The organism is Staphylococcus sp. GDY8P198P (genome assembly GCF_017891615.1).
Classification (GTDB): Bacteria; Bacillota; Bacilli; order Staphylococcales; family Staphylococcaceae; genus Staphylococcus; species Staphylococcus cohnii.
Genome location: NZ_JAESJQ010000004.1, coordinates 196122 through 210443, shown reverse-complemented (window position 1 = coordinate 210443; position 14322 = coordinate 196122). Strand labels below are relative to the sequence as shown.

The window sequence follows — 14322 nt, the reverse complement described above, 5'->3', positions numbered from 1 at the left end:
ACTTCTCAAGGTGTAATTATCATTTATATTTTTAACTTGTGTCTTAATATCAATGTTGATAAAACGACGCAAAAAGCACCACCAATAATACCAGCAATGATATCTGTAGGATAATGCACTCCTAGATATACTCTTGATGATGAAATTAAAATAATAAATAGTGCTGAAAGACCTATCATTATCCCTTTTGTTTTCCCTTTTAAGACACGATTAGCAATGTAAATGGTACTGCCAAAGAAAGCAGCTGAGCCCATTGCGTGTCCACTTGGAAAACTAAAACCAGAGATATCTATAAGTCGTAATAATGTAGGTCGTTCTCTATCAAATATATTTTTTAATAATGGATTTAAAGTACTTGATAAACTCATAGCTATAGCAAAGAAAAGTGCCTCTATATTTAACTTTTTTAGCATTAAATAGGCGATGAGTAATAATGATAAACAAACCATTGCCCATACTTCACCGATTTTAGTTACTCCTAAGAAAAATGTGGTAGTTATGAAGCTTTCAGAAGAATATATAAATTCGTAAACTTCATTGTCTATCCATTTTCCTAATCTAGATTCATGGAAGGATGCAATAATGCCAAAAATTAATGTAAAAATAATGAGTAGACTTATTCTTTTCCAACGACTCATTGCGTATCCTCCCTATTATTAGTTATTTGCATCATTAACAATTTTATGAAATAAATCTTGGCGTGTAAAACTTTCTTTGTATGTTTGCATTTGAGTGATGATTGATTCACGTTGTGTTTCAATATTTTTTAACTGATCGATAAGTTTATGTTCAGTTAAAGTGTCTTCTGGAATCGTTCTTCCAAAACCTTTAGATTCAAAATTTTTCGCATTGTCAATTTGATCTCCTCTTGATTGGTCGAGACCTAAAGGAATTAAGAGCATTGGAATTCTTAATGCTAAGAACTCATATATAGCGTTTGAACCAGCACGGCTAATAACTGTATCTGTTATCGCTAATAAGTCAGTTAAATCGTCTTTAACAAATTCAAATTGAACATAACCTTCTTTATGCGTTAAGGATTGATCTAGCAGTCCTTTGCCAGTTAAGTGAATGACTTGATAATTTTTTAATAATGCATCTAAATTATCTCTAATTATATCATTTAACTTTTTACTGCCAAGGCTCCCCCCCATGATTAATAAAACTTTTTTATCATCTTTAAATTCTGTTAATTGATAGCCTCTATTTTTATCACCGCTTTTTAAATCTTCACGTACTGTAGCACCTACAAAATCTGCTTTTTCACTAGGAAGATATTGCAATGTATCTTCAAAAGTCGTATAAATCTTTTTAGCGAATTTTAAAGCAATTTTATTTGCTAAACCTGGTGTTAAATCAGACTCATGTATGATTGTTGGAATTTTCAAAGATTTAGCAGCAATAACTACTGGCACAGATACAAAACCGCCTTTTGAAAATAATAGGTCAGGACGTTCTTTTTTTAATATTCGTCTTGAATCGAATATACCTTTTAAAACTTTAAAAATATCTTTGATATTTTCAAAAGAGATGTATCGTCTTAATTTGCCACTTGAAATTTTATGGTATGGAATCTCTGGTAATTGAGATTCAATCATTTCTCGTTCCATACCATTTTTTGATCCAATATAAAAAGCTTCATGTCCTTCCTCTATAGCTGTTGGAATTAAACTAAGATTTACAGATACATGTCCAACAGTACCGCCACCAGTAAATGCGATTTTTGTCATATTATTACCTCTATTCTTCTAATTTTTTATAATAGGCATAGAATGGTTCCCCTTTGTCGAAAGGAGGATAATCAATATTTACTTCACCTAATTTGATAAAGCCAAATTTTTGGAATAATCCTTGAGCACGTTTATTCAATGCAAAAGTGTCAGTTAACATTACATGTACATTATCTTTTAACGCAAGGTTAACAGCAAAATCAAATAACTTTGTTGCAGCACCCTTATATTCTGATGAGGCTGCTAATCTATGAATAACGTATGCATTTTTTCTATCAATTGGCCATGCCAGTTCATCATACCATTCAGATTGTTGTTGGTCGACAACTATAAAGGCATAAATTATCTCATTTTCTTCTAGTACAAAAAGTGAGTCTTTACTAATATCTTCTTTAAAATGTGATTTCAATGGATATTGTTCACCCATTGTGTGTTATTTTCTTGTTTCATTATTGATTTTGCTTCTTCTACAATCGTTAAAATAGTTGGTAAATCTTTTATAGTACCTAATCTTATCATGGGGATTTCACCTCTTTAATTTAATTTATTTAATAAAGTTTTTAATACAGTATCTTCTTTATTAGCTTTATTAACTAAAGCTTGAGTGAATTTATCATTGGTTTGTTTATCAAACTTTCCATTAACTGTTAAATTATTATCTTTTTGGAATGATTTAACAGCATCTTCTAAATCGTTATCAAAGATTTTAGATTTATTATTAGTCTCATAGTTTAATGCAGATAGACCTATTTTTATTGTTTTTATATGTTTGTCTTCGTCACCCAATTGATAAGTTTGTGTATTAGGTATGACATTTAATGATTGATATTCAGGTTCTTTAATTTTTGTATCAGGCGTAATACCTTTTCCGTGAATATAATGGGATTTTGGTGTTAGCCATTTCATATTCGTAAATTTTAATAACGAACCGTCATCAAATTCATGCGTTGTTTGTACAATACCTTTACCAAAAGTTTTTGAACCGTAAACTTTGGCTTTATTATAATCCATCATTGCACCTGTGAATACTTCAGATGCACTGGCTGAACCTTTGTTTACTAAAATTGAAACATCCATATCTTTAGCTTCTTTGGTAGCGTCGTTTGATGTTTTTATTTGTTCTTTTTGATCGCCTTTTTCAAGTTGAACTGCAGTTTTATCTTTATCTATAAAAATATTCACCATTTTCACAGCTTCATCAAGTAATCCACCGGGATTATTACGTAAATCGAGAACAATTTTTCTAATTCCATCTTTATGCGCTTTAATAATTAAAGATTTTAACTCACCTGATGTACTACTTTGGAATTTATTAATTGTAAACACACCAGTATTTCCATGTTTTTCATATTCTACACTCTTAACGTGTATTTTATCTCTTTTAATAGTGATTTCGTGTGCTTGATTCGCTCTTTCAATTGTTAATGTGACTTTTGTTCCTTGTTTTCCACGCACTTTTTTGACAATAGCTTCAAGTGGTTGTCCTTTAATAGACTTACCATTTACCTTAGTCACTACATCTTTAGGTTGAATGCCAGCTTTTTCCGCAGGGGAGTTTTTCATCGGGCTTGTAATTTGGATTTTATCTCCTTTTTTTTGCATTTCTGCACCGATACCTACAAAATCACCTGAGACATCTTCGTTAAACGATTTAGACTCCTTTTTTGTCATATACTCTGAATATGGATCATCTAAATCTTTAACCATCCCTTTAATTGCAGATTCAGATATTTTTTCTGAATCAGTATTTTTATAATATTCTTTATTTAAAATACGATAGACATCTTCAACTTTTTTCATTTCAGCTTTTTGCTTTCCATCCAGTCCACTTGTCCAGTGCATGACTGCTATGGTTGCAAAGACCGTTAAAACTGCTGTTATGAGCACAATACTTATGATTGTTAAAATAAAATTTTTACGTTTAAAGCTTAATTTTTTAGTGGGCTGTTTGTTATTTACATCGTCAGTTTTAGTTTCTTTGTTGTGTTCATTTTCCATGTCTGATCTTTCCGACATTTTATCACTTCCTAAATATATGTATGTTTCAAATCAAAATTTTATTGATTTGAAAATAAAAGTAGCTGGGATTGAATCATTAAAGATTAATCCCAGCTCCCTATGATACTCTATTATTTTAATATACTTTACTATATTCGCTCAAATATAAACTAAGACTAAAATTTTAACCATTCAGTATATTCTTCATATAAACTATCAAAAACAGACATTGAAACGGTGTAACTTCCTTGCATTTCAATGTAATCGGATAGTGCATGAAAATCTTTTTCCTGTCGTGGAAAAGACAAATCATCAAAAATTTCTTCTGCTAATTCGCCTTTTTCGTCTTTTCGACCACGTGCTGTTAATGCAAATTGATAAAATGAATGATCTTTCATTAGTTCATTGTCACATCTATAATTTTAGTTTCACCTTTAGTTACTGAAGTTACATCGTCGGCAATTGCAATTGATGATGTGTTATCTGAGTTTGTAACAATAATCGGAGAAATAACTGATTTAGCATTTTCTTTAATATAATCTAAATCAAAACGTAATAATGGGTCTCCAACATTAACAGTATCGCCACTTTCAACTAATACTTCGAAACCTTCCCCATCAAGTTGAACTGTATCTAAACCAATATGAACAAGTAGTTCAAGTTCATTATCAGCTTGTAAACCAATAGCGTGTTTTGTTGGGAAGATATTATCTACTTTACCATTGATTGGAGAAACAACTTCACCGTCAGTTGGATTCACTCCGAATCCCTCTCCCATCATTTTTTGTGCAAACACTGGATCTGGAATATCTTCTATTTTTACATATTCTCCTGTAATAGGTGCATATACACTTGTTTCTTTGTCGACTTCTTTACCTTTACCAAATAATTTTTTAAACATGTCTTGTTCGCTCCTTATTTTTCAAAATGTGGTATTAAATCTTCATAGCCTAATTCTTCTAGTTTGTCATATGGTATGAATTGAACAGCAGCAGAGTTAATACAATATCTTAAACCACCGCTTTCAGTTGGACCATCATTGAAAACATGTCCTAAATGACTGTTTGCATCTTCAGAGCGTACTTCTGTCCGTACCATACCAAATGTTTTGTCAACAAGCTCTATGATTTCTTCATCATCTAAAGCTTTTGAGAAACTAGGCCAACCACAGTCTGATTCAAATTTTTCTTCTGAGGTAAATAAAGGTTTACCAGAAATTTTATCAACATAAATCCCTTTTTCAAAATGATTCCAATACTCATTTTGAAATGGAGGTTCAGTTCCATCTTCTTGTGTTACCAAATATTCTATTTCAGTTAACTCATTTTTATTTTTTTTAATCATATTGTTTCCCCCAATGTTTTTCTATAAAACTTTTACGGCCAGAACCACGCTGATATTGCTCATAATGTAGTGGATTCTTTTTATAATAATCTTGATGATATGATTCAGCAGGGTAAAAGTTTTTGTATGGTTTTATGGGTGTAATTACAGGGTTGTTGAATATTGCCTGCTCATTTAATTCTTGAATTTTTGCTTCTGCGGCCTTTTTTTGCGCTTCATTATGATAAAAAATAGCTGGTTGATAATGTTCGCCTCTATCAAAAAATTGACCACCGTTATCAGTAGGATCAAATGTCTTAAAATAAACATCCAAAATGTTTTCGAAGGTAGTGATTTCAGAGTTATATGTGATTTGTACTGCTTCTACATGACCGGTTTGTCCACGGCTAACATCTTCATAAGAAGGATTTTCAACATGTCCACCACTATAGCCAGAAACAACATTTTCAATGCCTGGATAAGATGTGAATGGTTTTACCAAACACCAGAAACAACCTCCAGCTAATGTCGCATATGCCATGGTATACCTCCTTTTTTATTATCTTGTCATTAAGTTATCATTAATTCCAGAGATAAGCTATTAAATTGTTTTGAAAATTTAACAAATGAAAGAATAATTAAAACGAACCTTAATTTATTATAAATTAGTTTATGATTTTAAAACAACTAGACCTATTGCACCTTCTCCAGTATGTGTAGATATTATAGGAGTTGTAACATTTGTATCATATTCAGTGACATTAAATTCTTCGGTGAAATGTTTTTTTATTTTATCCACAAATTCTAAAATATTTGCATGCGCGATGCCTATTGATTTAATTTTTTTATCACCTAAAAAAGTGCTGATTTCTTTTTTTAGAAATTGAATACTACCATTTTGAGTACGGGAATTATGAATTAATTCAATTTTACCATCATCAAGCGTTCCAATTGGCTTGATTTTCATCATATTACCTATTAATCCTTTAGTTTTACTGATTCTACCGCCTTTGATTAATTGATTTAATTGACCAATCACGACGTATAATTTTATATTACTCTGTAAATCTGTAATTTTTGAAACAATTTCTTCTGATGAAAACCCTTGATTATTCCAATCAACTACATGTTGAACTTGATACCCTAATCCAAATGAAATAGATTTTGAATCTATAACAGTTACTTTGCTATCTGTCATTTGGCTTGCTTGTAGCGCAGTCTGATACGTACCACTAAGTCCTGATGTCATATGTATACTAATGATTTCAGAACCATCTTTGCCTAATTCATCATATAATTCAATAAAATTACCAATCGCTGGTTGACTTGTTTTTACATCAGCATTTTCTTCCAACTTTTCAATATATTCTTCAGAGGAAATGTCTACTTGATCTACATATGACTTGCCATCAATAGTTAAATTAAGCGGGATGACATGTATATCATTATCTTGTAAATAAGTATGAGATAAATCTGATGTTGAATCAGTTACAATTTTCATTTTCATATTATTTCCTCCTATGTTGTTTTTTTACGCACTAAATGTAGAAATGTATGGGGAATCGTATTATTTTCATCTAATTCTCCCGGAATAGAAGATTCCACTTCCCAGTCTTCAAATGTATAAGGTGGAAAGAATGTATCTCCATTATATTTATCTTCAATAACAGTAATATACATATCATCGACTTTATCAATCATTGCTTCAAATAATGTTTGACCACCAAAAATGAAAACATGACCGGATAAATTAAATATTTCGTCAATTGAGTGGATAACTTCCACACCATCATGCGCAAATGATTTATTTCTTGTTAGTACTACATTTTTTCTATTAGGAAGAGGTTTTCCTATAGAATCAAATGTTGCACGTCCCATAACAAGCGTATTGCCAGTTGAGAGTTTTTTAACATGCTTTAAATCATTTGGTAAATGCCATGGTAATTGATTATTAACTCCAATAACACGTTGCTGATCGTGAGCAACCAGTATAGAAAGTGTCATAATTTCCCTCCTAATAGTAGTATGACTTCAGTAAATAAACGTTCTCAGCATAAAGTATATATTAAATAAACATTAAAATTAAATATTCTATTATTTATACTGCTATTGGTGCCTTAATTGCTGGGTGTGATTCATAATTAACAATTTCTAAATCTTCATAATTAATGTCGAAGATAGAGACATTTGAATTTATTTTAAGTTGTGGTGGCGCATAGCTAGTACGAGACAACTGTGTTTCTATGGCGTTTATATGATTCGTATAAATATGAGCATCCCCAAACGTGTGTATAAATTCTCCTACTTCTAAATCACATTCTTTTGCGATTAAATGTGTCAGTAAACTGTAACTAGCTATGTTAAATGGTACACCCAAAAAGATATCTGCACTTCTTTGGTATAATTGGCAACTTAATTTACCATCTTGTACATAAAACTGAAACATTGTGTGACAAGGTGGTAATGCCATAGTATCAATTTCAGTTGGATTCCATGCTGAAACAATATGACGTCTTGAATTTGGGTTGTTTTTAATTTGTTCGATAACAGTTTTTAACTGATCAAAGTGATTGCCATTTTTATCTTCCCAATCGCGCCATTGTTTGCCATAAACATTACCTAGATCACCATACTTGTTTGCAAAAGCTTCATCGCTTAAAATTTGCTCTTTAAATTTACGCATTTCTTCTTTATATTTTTCATTAAATGCCTCATCCGTTTGTGCTCTATGACCAAAATTTGTCATATCTGGTCCTTTATAATCAACTGATTTAATATAATTTTCAAACGCCCATTCATTCCATATATTATTATTATATTGGAGTAAATATTTAATGTTTGTATCGCCTTTGATAAACCATAGTAATTCAGTTGCAATCAATTTAAAAGATACTTTTTTGGTTGTTAGCAATGGAAAACCTTCTGACAAATCAAATCTTAATTGATGGCCAAACTTTGAAATAGTACCTGTATTTGTGCGGTCTTCTTTTTGTTTTCCTATGTCTAATATTTCGTTACAAAGATCATGATAGGATTGATCAAATTTATTTAACATGTGGAACACACTCCTTTCAACAGCATAGTTATTTTTATTTAATCATATTTTAAAATACCAATAATTTAAAGAGATAACTACTAGTAAAACAAAAAATATAATTGGAATTTGAGCATTATATTTATGTATTCAATTAATGACTTGTGTTTTGAAAGGCTTAGTGACACAAGTCTGTTATTCTAAATATTGGGATAAACAATCAAAAGTAAAATCAACTTTTTAAATAGTTAATCCTATACTAATGGGATGGTCAACCATATCAGTCAAAACAACAAAATATGTTCATTAATGAAATGCATGATAAAGTCAGAAATTATGTGTTTAGCATTAAAGCAATTTAAGGCTGAGACATTTATTTATATCTCAGCCTTGGTCTTAATTGATTAATCACAATAATCATCAAATATGTCTTTAATGTCCATACAAATGTCTTGAATATCTCTGCCTTCTATATGCTCTCTTGGCATGAAATGTTTTAATTCTTTTCCTTTAAACAAGGCATACGAAGGACTAGATGGTGCTTGTTGAATGAAAGCGCGCATTGCTTCAGTTGCTTCTTTATCTTGACCAGCAAATACAGTAACTTTATGAGTTGGTTTTTTTTCATTTTGTTCTGCAACAGTGACTGCAGCAGGTCTTGCCAATCCTGCTGCACAACCACAAGTTGAATTAATCACGACAAATGTTGTATCATCTTCAGATACATTATTCATAAAGTCATCGACAGCATCTGCAGTTTCTAAACTATTAAATTCATGATTAGTTAGTTCGCTTCTCATTTGTGTTGCAAGTTCATTCATATATGCTTCGTAAGCATTCATTTATAACACTCCTATTTTATTAAATGATAGTTTCTTTAGACATTATTTCGATTAGCAATTTGCTTCCAAACGGAACCTAATGCTTCATCACCATTTTCAATTCTTGTTATAGCCATCTCTATTTGAAGTTTCACTTCATATGCTGAATCATCAGCATGTTCACGTAGTGATTTTAATTGTTCTGGCCCACCTTCATCAAAAATAAACATAGCAGCTCTCCATCTGACTATTTTGTGAGGATCATCTAATGCTTTTTCCATTTCTGGTAATGCTTGTTTGAAACCTAAATCACTTAAACAATCACCAGCAGTTCTTCTTACTGCAGGACTTTTATCGTTTAACCCTTTATAGAGATAAGGAAGTACTATTTCATCTTCAATCATTCCAAGAAGTATGATAGCTTCACGTCTTAATGGTGTTTTCTGTTCATCACTCACGACTTCGCCGAGCAACGGTAAATCTTCAATTGTAGGTGTTGGGAATGATTTTAGCATTCTTAAACGTTCTTTCCAACTTTCAGTTGATTGATATGTTTCCAAGGTTACATGTTTGTATTTGGTTTCAGGAATTGTAATATCAGATGCTAAGGCTTCTTCCACGCGTTTTTGCAATTGATCTTTGGGATAGATAGCTGTAATCTCTTCAACGACATCCTCCATTACCTCTGAGAGCTCACCATAACGTATGCCTAAATCTTCCCATTTACGTTGAAACACAACATTGTCATCATCTTTCTGGGCAGCTAACATACTGTCGACATATATTTCAGGTAATTGTTTACGTTGTTCTTCTGTACTTGTCGTTAGTTTAATTTGATAAGGAATACCTTTGAACGTTAAAACTTCTGCTTTTATTTCACCGAAATGTTCATCTGGTAGCACTTCGGAAGTTACTTCGTGTTCGTCATTTAAAGTTGCTGTTACTTTAGGTAAAACATCTTCCCAATCAAACTTTGGTTTTTTATCTACAGCTAAAAAGTCCATCACATGAAATATAGATTTAACGCCATCAATTTCTAAAACATCATTGATAAAATCAGGCTGCCCTTCTGCAATTGATGAATAAGTATTAGATTGGTTATCCTCTCTTTTTTCACTCAATACAATTTTCATTGTATTGGGACTTGGTGTAGGCTCAACACGTACAATTTCCATAAAGGCACCCTCCTTATTTTTATATTTCTTCTAATACTTTTGTTATATTTGGTAAAAGTGTGTCCCAATCTGCATCTGAATTTTTATCAACTGATATAAAGTTCATTGCTTGAAATATAGATTTGACACCATCAACTTCTAATACTGCGTTGATGAAGGCTGGTTGGTCTTCTTTAACTTTTGTATACGTATTAGGTTTGTTATCACCACTATCTAATTTTAAATCAATTTTCATCGTATTTGGATTTGGTGTCGTTGCTACATTTAATATTTCCATAATCGTATGCTCCTTTTTATTGTAGTTCATTACCGATTTGTTTAATTTGTTTTCCGACTGAACATTCATTTATACAAAAATGATGTGCTTGTGTTTTGCCTTTTGTATTTTTAATATGACGTTTTAATAAACACGCTTTACAATATGTGTTCATCAATTGGTCTATGGCGTCAATTGCCTCTTTTTCAGAATAGGTTAGAATACGCTTCACGCTCCTGTATTTCTAAAAATGAATTATAAGTACCCAATTAACTAATTTATTATAAGATTTGAGACTTGATGACATTATATCATTTGTAACAACGATTGTTTAATCATTAAATTGAAATAGGGCATTGGTGAAAACATTTGTTGATAATTTACAATTTGAGCTTGCTTTTTTATAATTTTCTAGTAAAATAATGTAGTTGTTTATTTTGCGGTTTCTAAACACCCGCATTATCAAAATTTAGGAGGAATAAAATTGTTTAATGAAATATTTGGTGTTATTACTTTTTTAGTAACTTTTATATTATTGGTTACTATGTATCGTTTGTTTGGTAAACATGGTTTGATTGCATGGATTGCTATTGGCACAATTATAGCTAATATTCAAGTTATTAAAACAATCGATATTTTTACTATTTCAGCAACACTGGGAAATGTTATGTTTGCATCAATCTATTTAGCAACCGATATTTTAAATGATATCTACGGTCGCAAAATAGCTAAACGTGCAGTTTGGCTAGGTTTTTGTTCAACGTTGGTAATGATTATAGTGATGCAATTTTCACTTCATTTCACACCTTCCCCAGTAGATAATACACAAAAAGCATTAGAATCTATTTTTAATATTGTTCCAAGGATTGCTTTAGGTTCTGTTATAGCATACATCATCGGACAACATTTAGATGTTTTACTTTTCTCATTAATCAAAAAAGTGTTCAGCTCTGATAAAACATTTATTATAAGAGCTTATGGTAGTACTATTTTAAGTAATATCGTGGATACTGCACTATTTGTTATTATTGCCTTTTTAGGCGCAATGCCAAATGAAGCGGTACTTGAAATCTTTATTACAACGTATTTATTAAAAATAATTTCTACTATATTTAATGTTCCTTTTGGTTATTGGGCTAAATCAATGTACCGAAAAGGAAAGATTCAGAAGTTAGATGAAGGTTATTAATTTTTAATTAAGTGTTTCAATATAACTGATAAAAAAGCCCGTAAATGAATTTTCGGAAATTCATTTACGGGCTTTTTATATTTCAAGGAATTGAATATAATTATAAAATTTCCATTATCTTATCTTTTAAGTAATTGAAGGTGTCATACCCCTCAGTTTCTAAAAAGTGACCATCATGATTAATGTAATGTGTTTTGACATTTAATTGATTTGATAATCTATCAGTCGCGTCTATATTTACTACTGGATCATTTGAAGCACCAATTGTAACAATGTGACGCGCGTTTAATTTATTAATGTCAATACAGGTGTTATTGATATATTGATTTAGTTCAGGTATGTTAGACAATTTTTCGTTAAAACCAGAAATTAGAAAAAGCCCTTTTATTTTTGAATTAGCCTTAAAAGAAGTTAAATAATGTAATATTGAAATGACACCTAAACTATGCGCAACGATAATTGTTTCTGAATTCAATTTATTTTGTACGATATTATCAATAGCCTGACACCATGAATCGAGTTCAGGATAATCGGAATTTGGTAAATATACAATTTCAACATTGTAACCATATGGTTTCATCTGTGAGGCTAACCATTGAAACCAATGACTTTTTGTACTGGCTTGATAACCATGTATAATAAACATGTTTTTCAATTAAAATCATCCTTTGTATATATTAATTTTGTGCATTTTCATTAACTGTAATAGCTTACGTTATTTTGATGTATTTTCCAAGAAAATATATCTTCATGATTATGCTTATTTATGCTCTTTTGTTAATATAAAATTAACTTATTAAATTTGAAGGTGAATTTATGGCAAAAATATATTTTGATGCAGCTACAGCAGGTAATCCAGGTCAAAGCGCATGCTCTATAGTTATTATTACTGAGCAAGAACGATTGCATTATGACTTTGATTTGGGGATTTTAGATAATCATAGTGCAGAATGGGCAGCTTTTGTATTTGCATTGGAATGTGCAAAACATCATGGGATCACTATAGCACTCGTATACACTGATTCGAAATTAATAGAAGATAGTATGAACAAAGGACAAGTCAAAAATAAACAGTTCATAAATTACTACCATAAAATAAAAATATTAGAATCATCTTTTGATTTATTGTTTGTTAAATGGGTTCCAAGAAACCAAAATAAAGAGGCAAATCATCATGCCAAAAATGCCTTATATAAAATCATTAAAACGGCAGAAAAAAAGCGTTAAAACAATAATTTATTGTCAAAAATAGTGTCTGGACGATAGATATCCAGTAAGATATAAAAAGTTAATATCTATTTAAAATCTTAAGACATTAACTTTTTTGGTGCAAAACTTTTTAGTTGTTGGTGCTAATAGTTATTCCTTTGCATTTATAACACATTTTTAATGCAAATTCGTCCGAAACAATTGTATGAACAATGGACCACGAGCTCCTATTATATAAATCATATCTCAGACAAGTATGCACGGTCAAAAGCATTCGATATTAATTATTAGGGAGATTGGATATAAATCTCAGAAAAATAGCACTCAGATGATTTAATTCAATTCATCTGAATGCTTCTTTTTTATTCAATGCTTCGTATTGTTGGCTCGCTTACTTTGGGGACAGCTTCAGCTTCTCCTGTTCCCTCAAGAGACTCGCCAAAATACGTAATATTATTGAATACGAAAAATGTAGTATAGTTAGGAAAACAAACACGACAAAAGTGAACTTGGCGTTATATTAATGACACTTAATATAAGAAAAATAGTAGCTCAATGAGCTAGCTATAATTAAAATAATAGCGAAAAAGGCAATTTCTATATTATTTCAATAGAAATTGCCTTTTTTCACTTGTCCAAGAACTTTATGTTCCAGGCTCCTTAACTATGAGCGTGTACTTTATTGTTGTTTATTTTATTTAACTAAAATGTGTTGCTAAATACTTTCCAGATACATAGAGCTCATGCTCTTTACATATATTTAGTATTTCAGCTAAATCAGTTCCGAATTTCATATCACTTAATAAATCGGATGTATTTATTGGTACTTCTGTATGAATTTTAGCTAATGATTTAGAAAGTTTTAAATTATATAAGTTATCTTCTATTTTATTACGTTGACCAGGTGTTAATTCGTTTAAAGCGTCAATAACTGATTCAACTGAACCATGATTTTGAATGAGTTTTATAGCTGTTTTTTCTCCAATGCCTTTAACGCCAGGATAGCCATCAGCGCTATCTCCCATAAATGCTTTAACATCTATGAGTTGTAGTGGATTTAGTCCATATTCATTTTGAAATCTGGTTAAAGTATAGCGATTGTAAATATTGAATCCTTTTTTAGTTAGCCAAATCTCAACATTTGGATTAATACATTGTAAAATATCTTTATCACCGGTGATTACATAAATTTGATTTTCTTGTGAATACTCATATGCTAAAGTCCCTATAACATCATCAGCTTCGTAATTTTGTACACCAATATTTACAAAACCAAATTGGTTTGCTATCTCTTTTACATAATCAAACTGCGGTATCAATTCTTCTGGTGGTGCGGGACGATTTTGCTTGTATCCATCAAACATTTCATTTCGAAATGTAGATTTTCCCATATCCCAACACACAGCCACATGTGAGGGTTGTATTTCGTTTATTGCGGTAAATACATGACGTACAAATCCTTGAACACCGTTCGTAGGCATTCCTGATGAATTTCTCATGAATTGTTTGTGTAAACTTGTTGCGTAAAAATGACGAAATAATAAAGCCATACCATCTATTAATAATATTTTTTTGGACATTGTGCGT

At 30.9% G+C, this 14322-nt stretch carries 18 protein-coding genes and 1 pseudogene; 2 read left to right on the top strand and 17 right to left on the bottom strand.

What is annotated here, in order from left to right:
- Window positions 1–23: 23 nt before the first annotated feature.
- The 15 genes and pseudogenes from KA824_RS03860 to KA824_RS03790 all read right to left on the bottom strand — a co-directional run bounded on the left by KA824_RS03860 (window position 24) and on the right by KA824_RS03790 (window position 10569).
- On the bottom strand, window positions 24–638 hold the full coding sequence (locus tag KA824_RS03860; protein WP_019468963.1) for a phosphatase PAP2 family protein: 615 nt from the start codon (window positions 636–638) through the stop codon (window positions 24–26).
- 18 nt (window positions 639–656) lie between these two features.
- Window positions 657–1730 carry an undecaprenyldiphospho-muramoylpentapeptide beta-N-acetylglucosaminyltransferase gene (locus KA824_RS03855; protein ID WP_107505132.1) on the bottom strand — a complete coding sequence of 358 codons (1074 nt, stop codon included), beginning with the start codon at window positions 1728–1730 and terminating at the stop codon, window positions 657–659.
- Window positions 1731–1740: 10 nt separating this feature from the next.
- Window positions 1741–2249: pseudogene (locus KA824_RS03850) on the bottom strand (N-acetyltransferase family protein).
- A 15-nt stretch (window positions 2250–2264) separates the two neighbouring features.
- Window positions 2265–3746: a S41 family peptidase gene (locus KA824_RS03845; RefSeq protein WP_107385309.1), complete on the bottom strand. Its 1482-nt coding sequence runs from the start codon at window positions 3744–3746 to the stop codon at window positions 2265–2267.
- A 158-nt stretch (window positions 3747–3904) separates the two neighbouring features.
- The gene (locus tag KA824_RS03840) at window positions 3905–4126 is read right to left on the bottom strand and encodes a YozE family protein (RefSeq protein WP_019468959.1); all 222 of its coding nucleotides are present in this window, start codon (window positions 4124–4126) and stop codon (window positions 3905–3907) included.
- Window positions 4126–4629: a PTS sugar transporter subunit IIA gene (locus KA824_RS03835; protein ID WP_071560120.1), complete on the bottom strand. Its 504-nt coding sequence runs from the start codon at window positions 4627–4629 to the stop codon at window positions 4126–4128. The genes KA824_RS03840 and KA824_RS03835 overlap by 1 nt, the downstream gene beginning before the upstream one ends.
- Before the next feature lie 14 nt (window positions 4630–4643).
- Entirely contained in the window at window positions 4644–5072 is a 429-nt protein-coding gene (gene msrB, locus KA824_RS03830; RefSeq protein WP_107385362.1) for a peptide-methionine (R)-S-oxide reductase MsrB, read from the bottom strand.
- Window positions 5065–5592, bottom strand: coding sequence for a peptide-methionine (S)-S-oxide reductase MsrA (msrA, locus tag KA824_RS03825; protein ID WP_107385363.1), 528 nt, complete (start codon window positions 5590–5592; stop codon window positions 5065–5067). The genes msrB and msrA overlap by 8 nt, the downstream gene beginning before the upstream one ends.
- Before the next feature lie 129 nt (window positions 5593–5721).
- A complete protein-coding gene (locus KA824_RS03820) occupies window positions 5722–6558 on the bottom strand; it encodes a DegV family protein (protein WP_107386621.1) in 837 nt (278 codons plus the stop codon).
- An 11-nt stretch (window positions 6559–6569) separates the two neighbouring features.
- Window positions 6570–7055, bottom strand: coding sequence for a dihydrofolate reductase (locus KA824_RS03815; RefSeq protein WP_107385235.1), 486 nt, complete (start codon window positions 7053–7055; stop codon window positions 6570–6572).
- Window positions 7056–7149: 94 nt separating this feature from the next.
- Entirely contained in the window at window positions 7150–8106 is a 957-nt protein-coding gene (locus KA824_RS03810; RefSeq protein WP_107385234.1) for a thymidylate synthase, read from the bottom strand.
- A gap of 383 nt (window positions 8107–8489) precedes the next feature.
- Window positions 8490–8927: a bacilliredoxin BrxA gene (gene brxA / locus KA824_RS03805; protein WP_107385233.1), complete on the bottom strand. Its 438-nt coding sequence runs from the start codon at window positions 8925–8927 to the stop codon at window positions 8490–8492.
- 35 nt (window positions 8928–8962) lie between these two features.
- Window positions 8963–10081: a conserved virulence factor C family protein gene (locus KA824_RS03800; RefSeq protein ID WP_107385232.1), complete on the bottom strand. Its 1119-nt coding sequence runs from the start codon at window positions 10079–10081 to the stop codon at window positions 8963–8965.
- Between the two features lie 19 nt (window positions 10082–10100).
- Complete coding sequence (locus KA824_RS03795; RefSeq protein WP_107385231.1) at window positions 10101–10358, bottom strand: NifU N-terminal domain-containing protein; 258 nt, start codon at window positions 10356–10358, stop codon at window positions 10101–10103.
- A gap of 16 nt (window positions 10359–10374) precedes the next feature.
- Window positions 10375–10569 carry a zinc-finger domain-containing protein gene (locus KA824_RS03790; RefSeq protein ID WP_107385230.1) on the bottom strand — a complete coding sequence of 65 codons (195 nt, stop codon included), beginning with the start codon at window positions 10567–10569 and terminating at the stop codon, window positions 10375–10377.
- 252 nt (window positions 10570–10821) lie between these two features.
- On the opposite strand from KA824_RS03790, the gene KA824_RS03785 reads away from it, so the two are divergent.
- Window positions 10822–11526, top strand: a complete 705-nt coding sequence (locus tag KA824_RS03785; protein WP_107523727.1) for a queuosine precursor transporter — start codon at window positions 10822–10824, stop codon at window positions 11524–11526.
- 100 nt (window positions 11527–11626) lie between these two features.
- Here the strand turns inward: KA824_RS03785 and KA824_RS03780 are convergent, their stop codons facing one another.
- Window positions 11627–12172 carry an RBBP9/YdeN family alpha/beta hydrolase gene (locus KA824_RS03780; RefSeq protein ID WP_233422667.1) on the bottom strand — a complete coding sequence of 182 codons (546 nt, stop codon included), beginning with the start codon at window positions 12170–12172 and terminating at the stop codon, window positions 11627–11629.
- Window positions 12173–12342: 170 nt separating this feature from the next.
- On the opposite strand from KA824_RS03780, the gene KA824_RS03775 reads away from it, so the two are divergent.
- Window positions 12343–12753, top strand: coding sequence for a ribonuclease HI family protein (locus tag KA824_RS03775; protein ID WP_107385001.1), 411 nt, complete (start codon window positions 12343–12345; stop codon window positions 12751–12753).
- A gap of 680 nt (window positions 12754–13433) precedes the next feature.
- Here KA824_RS03775 and KA824_RS03770 read toward each other — a convergent pair.
- Entirely contained in the window at window positions 13434–14315 is an 882-nt protein-coding gene (locus KA824_RS03770; protein ID WP_107385002.1) for a 5'-3' exonuclease, read from the bottom strand.
- Between the last annotated feature and the right edge of the window lie 7 nt (window positions 14316–14322).

Coding starts and splice junctions, on each gene's coding strand:
- KA824_RS03860 (WP_019468963.1), bottom strand. CDS start 638: ATGAGTCGTTGGAAAAGAATAAGTCTACTCATTATTTTTACATTAATT.
- KA824_RS03855 (WP_107505132.1), bottom strand. CDS start 1,730: ATGACAAAAATCGCATTTACTGGTGGCGGTACTGTTGGACATGTATCT.
- KA824_RS03845 (WP_107385309.1), bottom strand. CDS start 3,746: ATGTCGGAAAGATCAGACATGGAAAATGAACACAACAAAGAAACTAAA.
- KA824_RS03840 (WP_019468959.1), bottom strand. CDS start 4,126: ATGAAAGATCATTCATTTTATCAATTTGCATTAACAGCACGTGGTCGA.
- KA824_RS03835 (WP_071560120.1), bottom strand. CDS start 4,629: ATGTTTAAAAAATTATTTGGTAAAGGTAAAGAAGTCGACAAAGAAACA.
- msrB (WP_107385362.1), bottom strand. CDS start 5,072: ATGATTAAAAAAAATAAAAATGAGTTAACTGAAATAGAATATTTGGTA.
- msrA (WP_107385363.1), bottom strand. CDS start 5,592: ATGGCATATGCGACATTAGCTGGAGGTTGTTTCTGGTGTTTGGTAAAA.
- KA824_RS03820 (WP_107386621.1), bottom strand. CDS start 6,558: ATGAAAATGAAAATTGTAACTGATTCAACATCAGATTTATCTCATACT.
- KA824_RS03815 (WP_107385235.1), bottom strand. CDS start 7,055: ATGACACTTTCTATACTGGTTGCTCACGATCAGCAACGTGTTATTGGA.
- KA824_RS03810 (WP_107385234.1), bottom strand. CDS start 8,106: ATGTTAAATAAATTTGATCAATCCTATCATGATCTTTGTAACGAAATA.
- brxA (WP_107385233.1), bottom strand. CDS start 8,927: ATGAATGCTTACGAAGCATATATGAATGAACTTGCAACACAAATGAGA.
- KA824_RS03800 (WP_107385232.1), bottom strand. CDS start 10,081: ATGGAAATTGTACGTGTTGAGCCTACACCAAGTCCCAATACAATGAAA.
- KA824_RS03795 (WP_107385231.1), bottom strand. CDS start 10,358: ATGGAAATATTAAATGTAGCAACGACACCAAATCCAAATACGATGAAA.
- KA824_RS03780 (WP_233422667.1), bottom strand. CDS start 12,172: ATGTTTATTATACATGGTTATCAAGCCAGTACAAAAAGTCATTGGTTT.
- KA824_RS03775 (WP_107385001.1), top strand. CDS start 12,343: ATGGCAAAAATATATTTTGATGCAGCTACAGCAGGTAATCCAGGTCAA.
- KA824_RS03770 (WP_107385002.1), bottom strand. CDS start 14,315: ATGTCCAAAAAAATATTATTAATAGATGGTATGGCTTTATTATTTCGT.